The sequence below is a fragment of the Marinospirillum minutulum DSM 6287 genome (genome assembly GCF_000422325.1).
Classification (GTDB): Bacteria; Pseudomonadota; Gammaproteobacteria; order Pseudomonadales; family Halomonadaceae; genus Marinospirillum; species Marinospirillum minutulum.
Genome location: NZ_KE383818.1, coordinates 620,228 through 638,582, shown reverse-complemented (window position 1 = coordinate 638,582; position 18,355 = coordinate 620,228). Strand labels below are relative to the sequence as shown.

19 protein-coding genes are annotated in these 18,355 nt (G+C 43.3%); 4 read left to right on the top strand and 15 right to left on the bottom strand.

Annotated elements, in window-relative coordinates:
- The first annotated feature begins 74 nt into the window (after window positions 1-74).
- Complete coding sequence (locus H571_RS0112605) at window positions 75-1,289, top strand: HDOD domain-containing protein (protein ID WP_156887878.1); 1,215 nt, start codon at window positions 75-77, stop codon at window positions 1,287-1,289.
- On the opposite strand, the gene H571_RS0112600 is transcribed toward H571_RS0112605, so the two are convergent.
- Window positions 1,290-1,754, bottom strand: coding sequence for a chemotaxis protein CheX (locus H571_RS0112600; protein WP_027849627.1), 465 nt, complete (start codon window positions 1,752-1,754; stop codon window positions 1,290-1,292).
- A gap of 250 nt (window positions 1,755-2,004) precedes the next feature.
- Here H571_RS0112600 and H571_RS0112595 point away from each other — a divergent pair, with 250 nt between their 5' ends.
- Window positions 2,005-3,960 (top strand): acetoacetate--CoA ligase, encoded by a 1,956-nt coding sequence (locus H571_RS0112595; protein WP_036218218.1) that lies wholly within the window; start codon window positions 2,005-2,007, stop codon window positions 3,958-3,960.
- 90 nt (window positions 3,961-4,050) lie between these two features.
- Here H571_RS0112595 and fadA read toward each other — a convergent pair whose 3' ends face one another.
- Window positions 4,051-5,226 (bottom strand): acetyl-CoA C-acyltransferase FadA, encoded by a 1,176-nt coding sequence (gene fadA / locus H571_RS0112590; RefSeq protein WP_027849625.1) that lies wholly within the window; start codon window positions 5,224-5,226, stop codon window positions 4,051-4,053.
- Between the two features lie 30 nt (window positions 5,227-5,256).
- Window positions 5,257-7,404 carry a fatty acid oxidation complex subunit alpha FadB gene (fadB, locus tag H571_RS0112585; protein ID WP_027849624.1) on the bottom strand — a complete coding sequence of 716 codons (2,148 nt, stop codon included), beginning with the start codon at window positions 7,402-7,404 and terminating at the stop codon, window positions 5,257-5,259.
- Window positions 7,405-7,709: 305 nt separating this feature from the next.
- Here fadB and acuI point away from each other — a divergent pair, with 305 nt between their 5' ends.
- Window positions 7,710-8,693, top strand: a complete 984-nt coding sequence (acuI, locus tag H571_RS0112580) for an acrylyl-CoA reductase (NADPH) (protein ID WP_027849623.1) — start codon at window positions 7,710-7,712, stop codon at window positions 8,691-8,693.
- Window positions 8,694-8,771: 78 nt separating this feature from the next.
- Here acuI and H571_RS0112575 read toward each other — a convergent pair whose 3' ends face one another.
- From H571_RS0112575 to H571_RS0112555, 5 genes are all read right to left on the bottom strand, one after another.
- Window positions 8,772-9,617, bottom strand: a complete 846-nt coding sequence (locus H571_RS0112575; RefSeq protein WP_027849622.1) for a restriction endonuclease — start codon at window positions 9,615-9,617, stop codon at window positions 8,772-8,774.
- 133 nt (window positions 9,618-9,750) lie between these two features.
- Complete coding sequence (locus H571_RS0112570) at window positions 9,751-10,383, bottom strand: tRNA isopentenyl-2-thiomethyl-A-37 hydroxylase MiaE (protein WP_027849621.1); 633 nt, start codon at window positions 10,381-10,383, stop codon at window positions 9,751-9,753.
- Between the two features lie 23 nt (window positions 10,384-10,406).
- A complete protein-coding gene (locus tag H571_RS15170) occupies window positions 10,407-11,474 on the bottom strand; it encodes a CobW family GTP-binding protein (RefSeq protein ID WP_051168334.1) in 1,068 nt (355 codons plus the stop codon).
- Window positions 11,471-11,995, bottom strand: a complete 525-nt coding sequence (locus H571_RS15165; RefSeq protein WP_051168333.1) for a methylated-DNA--[protein]-cysteine S-methyltransferase — start codon at window positions 11,993-11,995, stop codon at window positions 11,471-11,473. The genes H571_RS15170 and H571_RS15165 overlap by 4 nt, the downstream gene beginning before the upstream one ends.
- 148 nt (window positions 11,996-12,143) lie before the next feature.
- Window positions 12,144-13,643 (bottom strand): CoA-acylating methylmalonate-semialdehyde dehydrogenase, encoded by a 1,500-nt coding sequence (locus tag H571_RS0112555; RefSeq protein WP_027849620.1) that lies wholly within the window; start codon window positions 13,641-13,643, stop codon window positions 12,144-12,146.
- A gap of 154 nt (window positions 13,644-13,797) precedes the next feature.
- Between H571_RS0112555 and H571_RS0112550 the strand changes: the two genes are divergently transcribed.
- On the top strand, window positions 13,798-14,697 hold the full coding sequence (locus H571_RS0112550) for a LysR family transcriptional regulator (RefSeq protein WP_036218216.1): 900 nt from the start codon (window positions 13,798-13,800) through the stop codon (window positions 14,695-14,697).
- A 54-nt stretch (window positions 14,698-14,751) separates the two neighbouring features.
- Here the strand turns inward: H571_RS0112550 and H571_RS16355 are convergent, their stop codons facing one another.
- The 7 genes from H571_RS16355 to H571_RS0112520 all read right to left on the bottom strand — a co-directional run bounded on the left by H571_RS16355 (window position 14,752) and on the right by H571_RS0112520 (window position 18,199).
- Window positions 14,752-14,901 carry a type II toxin-antitoxin system RelE family toxin gene (locus H571_RS16355; protein WP_425411359.1) on the bottom strand — a complete coding sequence of 50 codons (150 nt, stop codon included), beginning with the start codon at window positions 14,899-14,901 and terminating at the stop codon, window positions 14,752-14,754.
- Between the two features lie 25 nt (window positions 14,902-14,926).
- Window positions 14,927-15,196: a Txe/YoeB family addiction module toxin gene (locus tag H571_RS0112545; RefSeq protein ID WP_027849618.1), complete on the bottom strand. Its 270-nt coding sequence runs from the start codon at window positions 15,194-15,196 to the stop codon at window positions 14,927-14,929.
- Window positions 15,189-15,443 (bottom strand): type II toxin-antitoxin system Phd/YefM family antitoxin, encoded by a 255-nt coding sequence (locus H571_RS0112540; RefSeq protein WP_027849617.1) that lies wholly within the window; start codon window positions 15,441-15,443, stop codon window positions 15,189-15,191. The genes H571_RS0112545 and H571_RS0112540 overlap by 8 nt, the downstream gene beginning before the upstream one ends.
- A 228-nt stretch (window positions 15,444-15,671) precedes the next feature.
- Entirely contained in the window at window positions 15,672-16,736 is a 1,065-nt protein-coding gene (murB, locus tag H571_RS0112535; protein WP_027849616.1) for a UDP-N-acetylmuramate dehydrogenase, read from the bottom strand.
- A 5-nt stretch (window positions 16,737-16,741) separates the two neighbouring features.
- Window positions 16,742-17,218: a low molecular weight protein-tyrosine-phosphatase gene (locus H571_RS0112530; protein ID WP_027849615.1), complete on the bottom strand. Its 477-nt coding sequence runs from the start codon at window positions 17,216-17,218 to the stop codon at window positions 16,742-16,744.
- Window positions 17,219-17,237: 19 nt separating this feature from the next.
- The gene (gene kdsB / locus H571_RS0112525; protein ID WP_027849614.1) at window positions 17,238-18,014 is read right to left on the bottom strand and encodes a 3-deoxy-manno-octulosonate cytidylyltransferase; all 777 of its coding nucleotides are present in this window, start codon (window positions 18,012-18,014) and stop codon (window positions 17,238-17,240) included.
- The gene (locus H571_RS0112520) at window positions 18,011-18,199 is read right to left on the bottom strand and encodes a Trm112 family protein (RefSeq protein WP_027849613.1); all 189 of its coding nucleotides are present in this window, start codon (window positions 18,197-18,199) and stop codon (window positions 18,011-18,013) included. Before H571_RS0112520 ends, kdsB begins: the two co-directional genes overlap by 4 nt.
- Window positions 18,200-18,355 lie beyond the last annotated feature (156 nt).

Genomic DNA, 18,355 nt, shown 5'->3' with positions numbered 1-18,355 from the left:
TAAAACTAACTGCCAAACAAACCATCTTGTATGATACCTTTAAATTTCAACTAGCCTTTTTAGAGAGCGGCAATATGAAGCTTAGTGACCTACATCAGTTTGAACAATTCTCCCAGCTATCCGATGAGCAGTTAATTTTGCTTAAACCTAGCATGAGAATAAAGCGCTGCGAGGCCGCTAATGAAGCTATCCTGCCCTTAGGCTCTAACTCAGACTTAGAGTTCTTTTTGCTTAAAGGAAAAGTACAGCTCGTTGCTGAAGATGGTAGAGAGCAAGAGATTAAAGCCGGTACTCCTGAAGCTAGGCTAAGTATTGCTAGATTAAGGCCAAGCATCTACAAGGTGAACAGTGCTTCACCAGCCGTATTAATTGCACTACCTGGCAAACTTCTAACCCAGCAGGTTAAAGCATCTATTATTGCTAACTTTGATACAGGTGAGTTATCACCTGCTGCACAGGTATTTTATAACCGCCTAAAAACGGCACTAGAGGCAAAAAACTTTACCCTACCCAGCCTACCCAGTGTTGCGCTTAAGGTTAGAAAAGTACTCGAACAAGAAGAGCCAGAAATAGCTGAGTTAGACAAGCTACTCAACCATGACCCATCTATCAGTGCAAAATTAGTTGCAGCTGCAAATAGCCCGCTTTATCACCGAGGTAGCTATTGCAAAACTTCAGCCGATGCCATTATGCGCTTAGGCTTAGAAACCACTTCGCAACTGGTTATGCTTTTCTCTTTACGTCAGCTATTCAAAGCTAAGCAAGCTTGGGTAAAAAAACGCATGGTAGCCACCTGGTCACAAGGGGTTAGGGTTGCTGCTATTAGCCAACTTTTAACACTTCACCATCCCCATTTATCAGGCGATCAAGCTTTATTAATTGGTTTAATTCATAACCTAGGTGAGTTGGCTATTTTAAAGTTTATGGATCAGCAAGGAGAACTTGATCCTAAAGAAATGGAGCCCCTCTTAGAAGAGTTAATGCCAGAGGCTGGCGGCTTGTTATTAAGTAGCTGGAATTTTGATGAAGAAATAATTGAAAGCATTCGTCAAATTAACCATTGGCAAAAAGATTCCAACAACCCCCAAGCCACCCTAGATGACCTACTAAAAGTGGCACGCTTACACAGCTTAATAGGTACTGCAGACCAATACCGCTATCCACGCTTAGATGAACTTCCTGCTTTTAGAAAGTTAGCCAAACAAGGCTTAACAGAAGATTTTAGTCTTGCTTTGGTAGAAGATGCTGCGGAGCAGGTAGCCGAGGTACAGGCCATGTTCGGCCTCTAGTTAATCTCTAAAACACACCTCAACAACAAAATCGCCACTTTCTACATGAAAGGGTATTAAAATTTTAGGGCCATAAACACTGTGCAGAATTTTATGCCCTTCACCTACAAAAGTGACTGGCTGTGAAAGGTAAAAATTATAGCCTTTCTCTGCCAATATCTTTTTAGCACCACCTGATACCATATTGGTAATCTCACCAATTAAATCACGCACCGTATCGTCTATTTTAGTAGGGCGCTCACCTAACATCCGCTCAACTAAATCTATGGCGACTGGCTCAGTAAAACTAATGGCAAGAGAGCCAGAAGTTTGTTCACCCATTAAATCTATAAAACCGGTTACCACACCACGGGCAATATTATCTTCCTTCAATACTGACTTACCCACTTGTGGCTGTAACTCACACATAGTGCGTAATACATTGACCATGGCATGAAGAAAGGGATTGATAAAATCTGCGCGCATAACAGCTACCCAAAAATAAAAAGGTTAAAGGCGAAGCTTACCGCAAAGACACTATAAAAGGGAGGTGTAGTTTTAAAAACCTTCTTTAAAGAATGCAAAAAAGCAACAAGTTTACGTTTACGTCAACTTCCTCTGGTGCTATGTTAGCAGGTATAAATGGATAAACCTGTATAACTAACGGCTTTAATTCGACTAGCCTTAGTCTAATAATCAACAATCTAAGTTAACAACAATAATATGGAGGCTTTTTATGCCTGTAAACCAACCCCTTTGGCAACCTTCCCCTAGCAGTATTGCAGCTAGCCCTTTAGCTGCTTTTATGCAGCAGGTTAATGAGCGTTACCAATTACAACTAGCATCTTATGAAGACCTTTTTGAATGGAGCAATGCTAACTCTGGCGAGTTTTGGGCCCAAGTTTGGGAGTTTGGTGGGGTAGTTTCCGCACAGCAGGGTAGCCAAGCCTTGGTAGATGCTCACAAAATGCCTGGTGCACGTTGGTTTCCTGAAGCCAGATTAAACTTTGCTGAAAACTTGCTAAAGTTTCGTGATGATCGCCCTGCAATTATTTCTTTGCATGAAAATGGTCAACGCACTTCTTTAACCCATGCACAACTTTATACGCAAGTAGCGCAAGTTGCTGCTGGCCTGCAAAAAGCCGGTGTCAAACCAGGTGATAGAGTGGCAGGCTTTGTACCCAACTGCCATTACGCCCTAATTGCTATGTTAGCAGCAACTAGCCTAGGTGCTATTTGGTCATCTTGCTCACCCGACTTTGGCTTTAATGGCGTACTCGATCGCTTTGGTCAAATTCAACCTAAGTTTTTATTTGCGACCGATGGTTATTTATATAACGGTAAGCGCATTAACAGCCTGCCTTTAGTGGCTGAAATTGTTGAATCTTTGGATGATTTACAACAAGCCATTGTTTTCCCTTACTTAGAAGCCAACCCAAACCTAAGCAAAATTAAAAAGGCCTGCTTATGGGATGATTTTAGGGTTCCTGAAGCTCAAGAAATTGAGTTTGCTCAACTACCTTTTGATCACCCGCTTTATATTATGTACTCCTCCGGTACTACTGGCGTACCTAAATGCATCGTACATTCCACCGGCGGTACTTTATTACAACATCTTAAAGAACACCTTTTACACACCAGCCTAACCCGTGATGACACCCTGTTTTATTACACCACCTGCGGTTGGATGATGTGGAATTGGCTAGTCACTGGCCTAGCTGCGGGCGCAGCCTTGGTGCTCTTTGATGGTTCGCCCTTTGCGCCAGCGCCTAAAGCCCTGTGGGATATGGCTGAAAATGAAGGCGTTACGGTTTTTGGTACCAGCGCTAAATACATAGCCGCTTGTGAAAAGGCCGGTTTAACGCCCGGTTCTACGCATAATTTATCTAAGCTACGTGCCATTCTTTCTACTGGTTCGCCTTTATCGCACGAATCCTTTGATTACGTTTACCGTGATATTAAGCAAGATTTACTGCTTGCTTCTATTTCTGGCGGTACCGATATCGTTTCCTGCTTTGCGCTAGGCTGCCCTATTCGCCCTGTGTACCGTGGGCAACTTCAAGCCCGTGGTTTAGGCATGGCGGTGCAAGTTTTTAATGATGCAGGTCAGCCGGTTATAGAAGAAAAAGGCGAACTTGTCTGCACTCAGCCCTTCCCCTCCATGCCAATCGGTTTTTGGAATGATGAAGACGGTAGCAAGTACCAAGCTGCTTACTTTGATCGTTTTGACAACATTTGGGCGCACGGCGATTATGCAGAAATTACCGCTGAAGACGGCATGATTATTCATGGTCGCTCCGATGCTGTGCTTAACCCAGGCGGTGTGCGTATTGGTACAGCAGAGATTTACCGTCAGGTAGAAAAGGTAGACGAAGTGTTAGAAGCGCTGTGCATAGGTCAAGAATGGAAGGACGATGTGCGAGTGGTACTTTTTGTGCGCATGAAGGAAGGTTTTACACTGGATGATGAAATCCGCAAGCGCATTCGAGACACAGTGAAAGCTGAAACCACGCCACGCCACGTACCTAGCAAAATCATACAGGTTGCCGATATTCCACGCACTTTATCGGGCAAAATTGTAGAGCTAGCGGTTAGAGAAGTAGTGCATGGCCGCCCCGTTAAAAACCAAGATGCTTTAGCCAACCCAGAAGCTTTAGCCTTATTTGCGGACTTACCCGATTTACAAAAATAGCCTAACTAAAACTCAGCCCATAAAAAAACCGGAGATTAATCTCCGGTTTTTGTTTTTAACGCCGTTATGTCTAGGTAGCTAGTAATTCAATTAAACACGCTCAAAAATTGTAGCCACACCCTGCCCCATACCAATACACATGGTCGCTAGGCCAAGGGTTGCATCTTTTTGCTGCATCACATTAAGTAGCGTGGTGCTAATACGTGTACCTGAACAACCCAGTGGATGACCTAAGGCTATTGCACCGCCGTTTAGGTTAACTTTTTCATCCATCTTATCCATTAATTTCAAGTCTTTTAGCACTGGCAAACCTTGTGCTGCAAAGGCTTCGTTCAATTCAACAATATCAATATCGTCAATGGTTAAGCCTGCCGCTTTTAGTGCTTTCTTAGTGGCTGGAACAGGACCGTAACCCATAATGGAAGGATCACAACCGGCAACGCCCATAGAAATTACCTTGGCTATTGGTTTAAGACCTAGCGCCTGCGCTTTTTCATAGCTCATCATTAACATGCCTGAAGCACCCACTGACAAGGCAGAAGAAGTACCTGCGGTTACCGTACCGCTGCGTGGATCAAACACTGGCTTAAGCTGGCTTAGGGTTTCTACTGTGGTTTCAGGGCGAATCACTTCATCTTTAAGAATCAGTTTTAAGCGACCTTCAGCATCGTGGCCTTCTACACCAATGATTTCGTTATCAAAACGGCCATTGATAGCAGCGTCATGGGCTAAACGGTGTGAACGTGCACCCATTTCATCTTGCTGCTGACGGGTAATACCGTGCATTTTACCGAGCAGTTCAGCGGTTAAACCCATCATCATGGCTGCTTTAGCATTTTGCATACTGGCCGAAGGGTTAACATCAACACCGTGCATCATGTTGACGTGCTCCATGTGCTCTACACCACCGACTAGGTAAATATCACCCAAGCCAGCTTTAATGTTAGCGCCAGCAATATGAATGGCACTCATAGAAGAGCCACACAAGCGGTTAACGGTTTGTGCTGGTACTGTTTTAGGAATGTCGGTCAAAATAGCCGCATTACGGCCTACGTTATAACCCTGTTCTAGGGTTTGGTTAACACAGCCCCAAATAATGTCATCTATTTCTGCTGGGTTTAAACCCGCATTGCGCGTTAATAAGGCACGCATAATATCGGCGGATAATTCTTCAGCACGTACATTACGAAAGGCACCATTTTTGGCCTTAGCCATGGCAGTACGTACACCATCTACGATTACGATATCACGTGGTTGCAGACTCATTGTTATTCTCCTGAATTCGGTGACAAAACCTTAACTGTAAAAACGTTCGTTATTAGCGGCCATAGCACGTAGCTTATCGGTCGCAACATAAAGAGGACCTAACTCAGCTAAGGAGTCAGCCAAATCAACAAAGGCTTGTACACCCATGGCATCTATGTAACGTAGCGCACCACCACGGAAAGGAGGGAAACCTATACCGTAAATTAACGCCATATCCGCTTCGGCAGGTGTACCCACAATATTATCTTCTAGGCAACGAACCGTTTCTAAACAAAGAGGAACCATCATACGAGCGATAATCTGCTCATCGGTTAGTTCTTCGTTAGCTTTTACTAAAGGCTGAATTAGCGCATCAGTGGTTTCATCATTTTTCTTCTGCGGCTTACCCTTGCGGTCTTCTTCGTACTTATAGAAGCCCGTCGAGTTTTTCTGACCTAAACGGCCAGCATCGTACATAGCATTCAGTACCGTTTTACCATCACGCTTCATACGGTCAGGAAAGCCTTCAGCCATAACATCATTAGCATGAACCGCTGTATCTAAGCCCACCACGTCTAATAAGTAGGCAGGACCCATAGGCCAGCCAAATTTTTCCATGACTTTATCAACACGGCGGAAATCTGCGCCCTGTTCAACTAGACCAATAAAACCACCAAAGTAAGGGAAAAGAATACGGTTAACTAAAAAGCCTGGGCAATCATTCACAACAATGGGGGTTTTACCCATTTGCTTAGCGTAGGTCACTGTTGCGGCTATGGCTTTTTCAGATGACTTTTCACCACGAATCACTTCCACCAAAGGCATACGGTGTACAGGGTTAAAAAAGTGCATACCACAGAAGTTTTCTGGGCGCTTTAGGTTTTTAGCTAGGCTGTTAATTGAAATGGTTGAAGTGTTAGAAGCAATAATCGCATCCTCAGCCACATGGTTTTCTAGCTCGGCTAAAACAGTTGCTTTAACCTTGGCATTCTCTACCACCGCTTCAACGGTTAGCTCTACATCACCAAAATCACCGTAAGAAAGCGTAGGACGAATACGGCCTAAGGACTCAGCCATTTGCTCAGCAGTAATGCGTTTGCGCTTTAACTGACCACCTAGCAATTTACTGGCTTCTTTTAAACCTAGCTGAAGGGCTGCTTCGTTAATGTCTTTCATCATAATCGGCGTACCTTTAGAGGCCGACTGATAAGCAACACCACCACCCATAATACCTGCACCCAAAACGGCTGCCTTCTTAACCGGATCAACCTGTTTTTGATAGGCTGCGGCTTTTTTCTTAACTAGCTGATCATTCAAGAACAAGCCAACCAAGTTAAAACAAACATCCGTTCTAGCCATTTTAGCGAAGGACTTAGCTTCAACTAGCTGTGCTTTTTCGCGTGAAGCCGTGGCACCTTTTTGAATGGCTTTAATGGCTTCAACAGGCGCTGGGTAATGCGGACCTGCTTTGCCTGCTACAAAACCCTTGGCTGTTTCAAATACCATCATGGATTCAATCGGGTTCAGTTTAAGCGGTGCTTTTTTCTGTTCACGACGCGCTTGCCAATCTAAGTTGCCCGCTTGGGCTTCAGCAAGAAGATCTAAAGCTGTGTCACGCAATTTGTCATTACTGACCACCGCATCAGCAGCACCCATTTTAAGTGCAACATCAGCACGGTTTTCAGTACCACCAGCAATCCACTCAATGGCATTATCGGCACCAATCAAGCGGGGTAAACGTACACAACCACCCCAACCAGGAATAATACCTAGCTTGGTTTCGGGTAAACCAATTTTTGCCGTATCTGCCATGACACGAAAGTCGGTGGTTAGTAGCATCTCACAACCACCACCTAAGGCTAGGCCGTTAATTGCGGTTACGGTAGGAAAGGGTAAATCTTCGATTCTATTAAATAGCTCGTGAACCTTTAGGTTCATCTCAACAAGGAATTCTTCGGTTTCACCAAAAATACCGTGAAACTCAGTAATATCAGCGCCAACAATAAAAGCTTCCTTGGCACTACTCATAAGCAAACCCTTTATATCGGATTTAGCTTGTATGGCTGCAACTGCTTCACCTAACTCTTTAATGGTGTCTGTACTAAGTACGTTAACTGCCTGACCTTCGCGATCAAAAATTAACTCTACATTTCCGTCACTAAGGGCGTGTACCTGAATGGCTTTGCCTTGGTAAATCATCGTATGATCTCCAGCTTTTTGTTGTAGAAAACTCATCGGGCACTGCTAGCTTGTTACCTAACAAACTTTCATACGGCCGTTTGAACTTCACTAAGGTTCGTCCATTCAGCAGAAGTTGTCAAGCAGCTAGATTAAAAATAGCGTACTAGGAATAATTAAAGGAAAGCTTTCAAAGGGGATATTTTGTGTAAAACCAACTAAATAGGTTATCTTACCTAGGGTCAAGCTAGCGCAATTTTCACCTAAGCAGCTTTAGATTTGAGTCTTTCAACAAATAAATTAGTAAAAAAAACTGGAGATAAACAATGTTTAAAGCAATCTTAATTGAGGGCAGTAGAAGCGATCAAAAAGTCTCTATCGCATCAATCAATGACACACAATTGCCCGAGGGGGATGTCAGCATTGATGTGGCTTTTTCTACTATTAACTACAAGGACGCGTTAGCAATTACAGGCAAAGCCCCCATTGCAAAGCACTACCCCATGATTCCAGGTATTGATTTTGCAGGCACAGTAACCAGCTCTAGTCGCTCTGACTTTAAAGCAGGCGATCAAGTTATTCTAAATGGTTGGGGTGTGGGTGAAAAACACTGGGGTGGCTTAGCAGAAAAAGCCCGCGTATCCGGTGATTGGCTGGTTCATCTACCCACTGGTTTTACTGCTAAACAGGCTATGGCGATAGGTACCGCTGGCTACACCGCCATGCTTTGCGTTATGGCACTGGAAAAACACGGCCTCACCCCCAAAGACGGTGAAATTCTGGTCACTGGAGCAGCAGGTGGTGTAGGCAGTGTAGCCGTTGCCTTGCTGGCAAAACTAGGCTTTAGCGTAACCGCCGTGACTGGTCGCCCTGAAGAAGCTGTATTTTTAAAATCTTTAGGTGCCAGCAAAATTATGGACCGTGCCGAATTAAGCAGCCCTGGTAAACCCTTAGCCGCTGAAACTTGGGCGGGTGCCATAGATGTAGCTGGTAGCCATGTACTTGCCAATGTGTGTGCTGGCATGAAATACCAAGGTGCTGTTGCTGCTTGTGGCCTTGCTGCTGGTATGGATTTTCCTTCCAGCGTAGCGCCCTTTATATTACGTGGTATTACCCTTTATGGCATAGATAGCGTTATGGCTCCCAAAGCTAAACGCCTAGAAGCTTGGCAACGCCTTGCTGAAGTTTTAGATACTGCCTTACTAGACAGCCTAACCACAGAAATTGCTTTTGATGAAGTAATCAACACAGCAGGGCAACTGATGGAAGGCAAGGTTAGAGGCCGGGTTGTAGTGCCAGTTAAGGGTTAATTACTGTCTTCCTGTATAACTCCCCTAGCTAGTCTTTTTTGAATAGGGGAGTTTGTAGCGTCTAGCAAAACTAGTTAATTACTCTTCAATAAAAAAATCTGTATCCACTTTTTTAACCGTGTAAGTCTCTGCAGAACTAACACCAACATTGTAATCCATCATCAGTTGTACTAAGTCTGTACCATCCAAAAGAACAACTTTGGGGTCAATGTTTTTTACATACTCAATGGCTTCTTTAGAAAACCGACTAGTAGTAATAAATATACCTTTCTTTGCTCGCTGACCATGTAATGCTCCCACAAATTTCTGAATTTCAGGTCGCCCAACTGGTGCTTCCCAGCGTTTAGCCTGTAGATAAATAGCATCTAAGCCAAGACGGTCTTCTTTTATTACACCATCTATACCTTCATCTGCTGTTTTTTTAGTTGCCATACCAGCTTCTTTAACTGAACCTCCATAGCCCATAGAAACAATAAGATGAACAACTAACTTTTCAAAAAACTCCGGAGTATTGTTTTTAATTCGATAAAGCAACTCATTAGCCACTTCTTCTCGTAATTGTTGATAAGCCTGTTCTAACGCTTCTTCTGGAGTAATTTCTTGAGCTGCTACATTATTAGTGACTCTGTTAGTTTCTTTTATATTATTTTGACTACCTTGGCGAAACTCTTGGAATTCTTTGAACTTTGATAAAAATTTAACAGTAACCTGCTCAGGAGCTTCTTCAACAATTTTTAATCCACGAGCAGAAATATTAAATATACCTCTCATTGGTGATTCTAAGGCACCAGCTTGGGTAAGATAAACTTTCGCCCAAGCAACCCGATTAGCAAAAGTTGTTTGTTTACCACTAGGTAATCTTTCCGCCAAATCCGCATCTGATAAGTTCAGTATTTTTGCCAGTCCATTGCGAGCTTCCTGCATAGATTATTCCTTACCATCAGCAGAAAAATTAAGCAACGGTAGCATTAATGATTGAAAGTCTGGAACAGCCAAGCTATGCCTCCTTTATACTTTTATATTGAACCTTTTAAATAGTTAGATTGAAACTATAAATTTAACTTGGCACGCCCGAATGAAATCTAAACACTGGGTCTGGGCTTTCTATCAGTTGTTTTTCTGCTTCTAAGAGTGCCGCTACTCTTTCTGTAATGGGCTTGTCTGTATAAAGATTAGCTAGGTATAAATAGCCTTCAAAGTGCCTTGCTTCTGCTTTAATTAACGAGCAGTAATAACTAGCTAGTTCAATCTCTCCTTGCACTACCAAACTAGGTATTAATGAAGAAAAACGTTCGCAAGAGCGGGCTTCAATAATGGCACCAACAATTAAGGTATCTACAAAGCGTCCTAGTTCGCTGGTTCTTAGGTGTTTAAACAACTCGCCTGCATAACGCCCTGGTGATAAGTTGTGGTAGGTAATGCCACGGTCACGCAATAAATTAATTACCTGCTTAAAGTGTTGCAATTCTTCTCTGGCAAGCGGGGTCATTTTATCGAGCAGCTCGTCATATTGAGGATAACGGTGCATTAAGCTAATCGCTGTGGAAGCGGCTTTCTTTTCGCACAGGGCATGGTCGATTAAAACGGTATCTAGGTTTTGTAGGGCATAATCTACCCAAGCTTGGGGTGTGCTACACAATAAAAAAGCATCAATTTCAGGTGTGGCCGGTGCTTCAACAGAAGTAGTCAAAATTACAGTCTCAGAATAATAAATTAAGCATCAAATAGTGTGGCTTCTTTAGGTTTGAAAGTAAGCGCCAGCAATTGTGCTTGCAGGTTAGCAACATCTAAAGGTTCATCTGCTAGCAATTCTAACCGTGAATCACGCCGATAGGTAATTGCTTGCATCAACATTTCTGATCCTACCTTGTTAAAACTGCGCCATTGTTTGGTTCCCACACGAAATACACCTTTAATTCTAAGCAAGTTTTGCTGCTGATCTATCCATTGATACAGCTTGTCTTCATCAAAAGCATCGTCCCGATGAAACACCCAACCCACCGAAAAAGCACCCAAACCTTCACCTTGTTGGCAAACAGGCTTACCCACTTCAGGCAAGGCTAAAAAAGCTAAACCAGCGGTTTGTGGTGCTAAAAAATTGGCTTTAGGGTGATGACTAGGCGTTGTTTTTGGCTTGCTTTGTTGGCTAATAAGCTGGGCAGCAGAATCTAAAACACTCAGCGGCAGCTCACCCTTTTCACAAGTTAACAAAGCCAACTTAGGTGGAAACATTTGCTGGGCTTCTGCTAAGGCTTTTTGGGTTTGCGCTGGGGTAGCAAGGTCGGTTTTATTAAAAACTAAAATATCTGCTAAAGCGATTTGGTCTTGAAAGCTTTCATGCGCCACTACTTTAGGGTCGTCTAACAAGCGAGGATCAACCAAAGTAACCAGCGGACGCAATTCCAAAACATCGTTAAATTGCCCGCCCGTTAGTAGATCAATAATACCAGCTGGGTGGCCTAGGCCAGTAGGTTCAATAATCAACCTATCAGGCTTAAAGCGTTGTAAAAGATTAACTAAGGTGACAGAAAGCGTTAAACCCAAGGCACAACAAATGCAGCCACCGGGTAATTCTTTAATTTGTAAATCTTCACCGGCTTCTAACAGGCTGGCATCCACGCCAATTTGCCCGAACTCATTCACCACCAAAGCCCAGCGCTCGCCTTCTGGCTTATTTTTAATTAAATGATTAATTGCCGTAGTTTTACCAACCCCTAAAAAACCACTCATTAGGTGAACGGGTACTTTATTGGCGGGCTGTGTATTTTCAGAGGTACTCATAAAGCGTTTTCACGTTCCAATAGCTGTTGTTTCATCGTTAAACCAAAAGCAAAGCCACCTAAACTACCATCACTACGTAGCACACGGTGGCAGGGCACTAAAAAGGGAATGGGATTGGCACCACAGGCCGTACCAACAGCTCTAACAGCCTTAGGTTTACCTAGGGCTGCTGCTAGTTGTGCATAACTGAGTGTTTTACCCTTGGGAATCTCTAATAAAGCTGACCAAACCGCCAACTGAAAAGCAGTGCCTCTTAAATCCAGAGGCAAGTCTTTAATTAAAGCAGAATTTACTAAGGCCGCGCTAAGGCGTTGTGACCAACTTATACGCTGTCCAGCCGATAAAGGCTCTATTCCAGCTAAAGAAAAAGCAGTCAACTGTTCTGCAAAATCGGCATCATTAAAAAATGGCTCTAGTGCAACCAACCCTTTAGAGCTAACCAAAATAATAGCGTTACAGTCACCTGTTTGAAATTCAGCCCATCCCTGCAGCTCACCCTTTAACAAAGATGATTTAATCATTTGCTGCACCTCATTTGCCCTACTCGTTAGTTTTAGCAGATTAACAGATAGATTAACTGACTTGTATGCAGGGTAAGATAAAAGCCAAAAAAAACCCCGCCTAGTTTGCACTAGTTGGGGTTAAGTTAAAGCGGGAGGGGTGTTACATTTACTTCATGGAGATAGTGGTGTTCACGCCTTCTGAAATACTGTCTGGCTGGAACCAACGCTCGGTTACTGTCTTGCTGTGTGTCCAGAACTTCACTGCTTCTTTACCATTAGGACCTAATGGACCTAAACGTGAAGCACGTGAACCAGTGAAGCTGAAGTAAGCAACTGGCACAGGAATTGGCATGTTAATACCTACCTGACCTACATCAATTTCGTTTTGGAACTTGTGCGCAGCCCAACCCGAAGCGGTAAAGATTGAAGTACCGTTACCATTTTCATTCGCATTAATGTAAGCAATCGCTTCTTCTAAGGTTTCAACACCTACAATGCAAAGGACAGGGCCAAAAATTTCTTGTGAATAAATATCCATTTCTGGGGTTACATCGGTGAACACTGTTGGGCCAACAAAGTTACCCTTTTCATAACCTTTAACCACTGGGTTACGGCCATCTAGCGCCAAAGTTGCACCTTGAGCAACGCCAGAATCAATTAGCTTAACAATTCTGTCTCTAGCTTGCGGTGAAACCACTGGGCAAACATCAACCTTAACGTCTGTACCTGGGCCAACTTTCATCGTTTTAGAGCGTTCAACTATATCGGCAGACCATTCACGCGCTTCACCCACTAAAATAACCACTGGGTTAGCCATGCAACGTTGACCCGCAGCACCAAAGGCAGAACCTAGCAGTGCATCAATGGCTTGGTTTTTGTTGGCATCAGGCAAAACAACCGCGTGGTTTTTAGCGCCCATCATGCACTGAGCACGCTTACCAGCACGACCAGCATGGTCATAAATAATTTTACCAACGTGGCTAGAACCAATGAAGGATACGGCTTTAATGTGTTCATGTTCACACAAACGCTGGGCTACTTCTGGGCCACCATGAACTACGTTTAATACGCCAGGTGGCAAGCCAGCTTCGTGCGCTAGTTCAACTAAACGTAGGCTAGAGGTAGGATCTTGCTCAGAAGGCTTAAGTACAAAGGTGTTACCCGTTGCAATAGCGATGGGGAACATAAAGCAAGGCAACATAATAGGGAAGTTAAATGCAGTGATACCTGCACCCACACCTAAAGGCTGTTTTAGCGTGTAAACGTTAACACCTGTTGCTACGTTTTCAGCCATTTCACTGATTTGTAGTGTAGGAATAGAGCAAGCGTGTTCAATTACTTCTAAACCACGACCCACTTCACCTTCAGCATCTGGCAAAGTTTTACCATGTTCTTCAGTAATTAAAGCGGCTAGCTCTTTAGCATTTTCACGCACTAGCTGTTGGAACTTAAGCATAATACGCATACGCGCAGCTAAAGAGGTATTGCGCCAGGTTTTAAAGGCTTCATTCGCATTTTCAATCGCTGCGTCTACTTCATCCAGTGTACAAAAAGGTACACGAGCAACCACTTCTTGCGTAGCGGGGTTAAGAACATCACGCCAATCAGTTGACTGGGAGATCACTTCTTTACCACCAATAATCATAGGAGTTTGACGTACAGTCATGGCTTACCTCTTCAGTTAGAATATTTATTATGTTCGCATTAATAACTTGGTTTACATCTTAGACACCCATATCCCTTCTTGACAAGCTATCTGAGTGCAAGGCAGGATTGCATAAATGCAAAGCACCTAGCTAATAATTATAAAAGGGCAAAAAATGGATTGGGATGATATACGAATTTTTTTAGAACTAGCCCGTACAGAAAAATTAAGTGAAGCCGCAAAACGCTTACGCATCAATGCCTCTACTGTATCACGGCGTTTACACCGCTTAGAAACACAATTAGAAATACAGCTATTTGAACGAGGACCAGACGGACACCAATTAACTAGCCAAGGGCAGCTCCTTTTAGCAACAGCAAGGCAAATGGAACAACAAGCACTCACTGCCAGTGAAATTCTGCAAGGACTAGGTGAAGAACGCATAGGTTCGGTAAGAATAGGTTCTACCGAAGGCTTTGGTAGCTTTTTTATTGCGCCTCAACTCAGTGAGTTTTGTCGACAAAATCCGCGCCTAGTAGTTGAGCTCTTGCCTATGCCACGCTTTATTAAACTAACTCGACATGAAGCAGACATGGCCGTAACTATCGAACGCCCAAGGCACACCAGTTTAGTTGTCACCAAGCTGTGTGATTATCGGCTCAAACTTTATGCCACTGAAACCTACTTAGAAAGTGCGCCACCGCTGAATAAAATAGAAGACTTAAACCGCCACCGTTTAATGGGTTATATCGACGACCTGCTCTTTTCAGACCAGCTTAATTATATGGATAGATTACTGCCTGAAGCTCAGCAAGTTTTTCGTAGCACCAGCGTTATTGCCCAATATTCAATGGCAAGAGCCAATTTAGGCGTAGCTATACTGCCCTGCTTTATGGCAAAAGAAGCCCCAGAACTAAAGCCCATTTTAGAAGACCAACTGACTTTAACACGCAGCTTTTGGCTAGCAGCCCAACCAGAACGTAAACGCCTAGCCAGAGTAGAAGCCGTTTGGTTGGAATTAAGAAGGTTAGTAGAAGAACAACAAGCTTTATTGATGGGGGAAGGATTGAGCTAAACTCCGTTTTAGCTCATGAATGCTTTGTTAATTGTTTTTGTACACACTTGAACGCTATGTAACTTTGACGACATGAACAATAAGCGTGTCATCACGTATCTCATAGACAATACGATAAAGACCTTGCCTAACTCTATAGACTTCTTGTGCTGAAAGTTTTACACAGCCTTCAGCTCGAGGTTCATAAGCTAGCGAATCATTTATTAGATGCCAGATCGCTGAGCCTGATTTAGTAGTGGTAACGACACAAAATTATCGTTATCGCTTGATCATCGACTGCATAAACAAGCCTATTAGTATCATCAATACGACGAGACCAAAAACCAGATAAGTTCTCTCTTAAAGGCTCTGGTTTACCGACGCCCTCAAATGGAGAGCGCTTAACATCATTAATGAGTTTGTTGATACGCTTGAGTGTTTTCTTGTCTTGAGTTTGCCAATACAGGTAATCATCCCAAGCGTCATCAGTCCACGACAGTAAACGCTGACTACTACTCATCAATTAACTCTCGTGCTGTTGTCTTACCAGCACGGTACTGTGCAATTGAACGGTTTAAGTGTTCAGCGTTTTGAGGGGAGCGTAGTAAATGAACTGTTTCCATAAGGCTATTGTAGTAGTCTAAAGACATAACCACAGCATCTTCAGAATCACGGCGTGTGATAATTGTTGTGTCAGCATCATTAACTACGCCATCCAAAACAGCTTTGAGACCATTCCTAGCTTCAGTAAAAGATACGATTCTCATAAGAACCTCCACATGTACATTTAATGGAACAAGTATAGTTATCACCAACCCACTTGTACAGCAAGTTGAACATGTGATATTAACAAGGCAACTAATTACTTTCTATTTATACGTAATTCTAACTTAAGAGTGTCCAGTAGTTTAGGGGAAGTTCAGCTACAGCAGCTTGCTATCCAATCCTAGTTTACTGAGTTGCACTTGAGAGTTGGATCCAGGTAATTTAAAGAATCAAACAGCTACCAACTCTGGCTCTCTTTCTAGCTGCACATTAAAACGGCTTTTAACTGCGCTGGTTATTTCTTCTGCTAGGGCTAATAAGTCTTTTGCTGTGCCACCGCCGGTATGCACTAGCACTAAAGCTTGTTGGTCATGTACGCCAACATTGCCACGTTTGGTACCTTTAAAACCACACTGGTCTATTAACCAAGCGGCGGCTAATTTGCAGCCATTAGTGGCAGGGTAATGCGGTATATCAGGGTAAAGTTTTAATAATTCTTCTGCTTGCTGCTTAGAAATCACAGGGTTTTTAAAGAAGCTTCCAGCATTAGCTAATTTGGCTGGGTCGGGGAGTTTAGAGCGGCGTAACTCGGTTACAACTTCAGCAATTAAAGCAGGTAGGGGTTGATTCACTGCTTCAAGCTGTTGTTTTTTTATGGCTAGGCGTGCTTTTAAATCGGCATAATTTAAGCGGGGTTCGGCTTGTTTAGAGAGTTGTAATTGCAAGGCGGTAATAACAAAACGGCCTTTCCAATCTTGTTTAAAACGGCTGTCTCGGTAGCCTAAGCCACAGTCTTTAGCTGCAAGAATATCGAACTTAGCTGGCTGGCCTTTTTCTGGTAACCAATAACCTTCGACTGCCTGCAAGCTATCAGCTAGCTCTACGCCATAAGCACCAATATTTTGAATGGGTGCAGCGCCAGCTTGTCCAGGTATTAAAGCTAGGTTTTCTAAACCAAAGTAGCCTTTATTGGTGGTATCTAAAACCAGTTGTTGCCAAGCGTAACCTGCAGGAACTCTTAACAAAACCTCATTAGGTAATAATTCGCTTACCCTATTCTCAGACCAGTCTAAAGCGTGTGGTTTTTGCTGTAACACCACCGCCTCTAAATTACCCTGAAAAATAACATTGCTGCCACCACCCAAGGGAAATACCGGCAAGGCTTGTGAAAGGGCAAAGTCAAAAACTTCTGGTAATTCTTCAGGTTTTTCAGCGGTTACTAGCCAGCTAGCCTGGGCAGTGAAACCTAAGGTATTTAGCTGGTCTAGCTGGGCATTGGCTGTTTTATGAACCATTCGCGTTACAAACCGTGGGTTTTACGAATTTGAATAAGTAAACGCTTACAGGCAGATTCCACCAAATCAATTACCTGATGAAAACCAGTATCACCACCATAATAAGGGTCAGGTACTTCTTTAATGGCAGAAGGATTAAAGCTTAGCAACAAGCGAATTTTTTCTAGTTGTTCTAATTCCATCACCAAGTCTTCAACATCGGCTTGGTTTTGTTTGTCCATTACTAACACATAATCAAAGGCATCCAAGTCTTCTGCAACCAACTGGCGGGCTTTTAAATTAGAGATGTCATAACCTCTATCTAAACCTATTTTTTGAGCGCGCTCATCAGGCGCTTTACCCACATGTGCATCGCTAGTACCCGCAGAGTCTATCAAGATTTTATCTTGTAAATTTGCAGACTCTACCAAGGTACGAAAAATCCCTTCAGCCGTAGGGGAACGACAAATATTACCTAAACAAACAAATAGAACCTTAATCATTCTTCACTCAACAAGTAGTTTAATTAGCCAGCAAAGCCTGAAGCCGCTGGTAATCTTCTGGTGTATCAACACCTTGTGGATGTTGCTGACAAGCTTCTGCAACATGAATTTTATGGCCGTTCCATAGTGCCCTAAGTTGCTCTAGCTGCTCGGCTTGTTCAAGCGGTGCGGGCTGCCAAGTAACGTATTCATCCAAAAAATCGACACGGTAGGCATAAATACCAATATGCCGCTGAAATTTAATGCCAGCTGGTAAAAATTGTGGTTTAAAATCACCTGCTTCATTTTTTAAGAAGTAATCCCTTGCCCAAGGCTGAGGACTACGACTGAAATACAGCGCTAAGCCATTTTTATCCGTCACCACTTTTACGTTGTTAGGATTAAACACTGCCTCCACACTGGTAATTTGCTCACTTAAAGTAGCAATACTGGCTTGTGGATTATTAGCTAGATTGGCTGCCACCTGGTTAATGAGTTCAGGCGGAATCATGGGTTCATCACCCTGTACATTTACTACCTGTGCCGTTTTAGCTAAGCTTAGCTTACTGACGACTTCTTGCAAGCGATCGGTACCACTGGGGTGATCTGCCGCTGTCATACAAACTTCGGCACCAAAGGCACTAGCTGCTTCAGCAATGCGTTCATCATCCGTAGCTATCACCACTCGATCAGCAGCACTTAGGCAGGTTTGTTGCCATACATGCTGTATCATGGGTTTGCCAGCTAGGGGCAAAAGCGGCTTACCCGGCAGGCGTGATGAAGCAAAGCGGGCAGGAATAATGGCTGTAAAACTCATTTCTTTTCTAGCTTTTCTTCAGTAGTGAGTTGCCTTGCTTCACTTTCCAACATAACTGGCAGGCCATCACGAATTGGATAAGCCAAACCACTTGGACGACAAACTAGCTCTTGAGCTTCTTTGTTATAGTGAAGAGGCGCATGAGATACAGGGCAGACTAGCAAAGCTAAAAGTTGCTTATCCATGAAGTGCTCCAAAATTAGCTAAATTAAATGAATTGGATTGTAACTGAAATGCCAGCAGTTTCAGAGAGCTTATTAAAGTGTCCTTGTAAAAAATGAGCATTTAGCTTAAATACTTGCCATCAACGACCAAAGTTGAAGCTTTCTTGTAACTAGCTA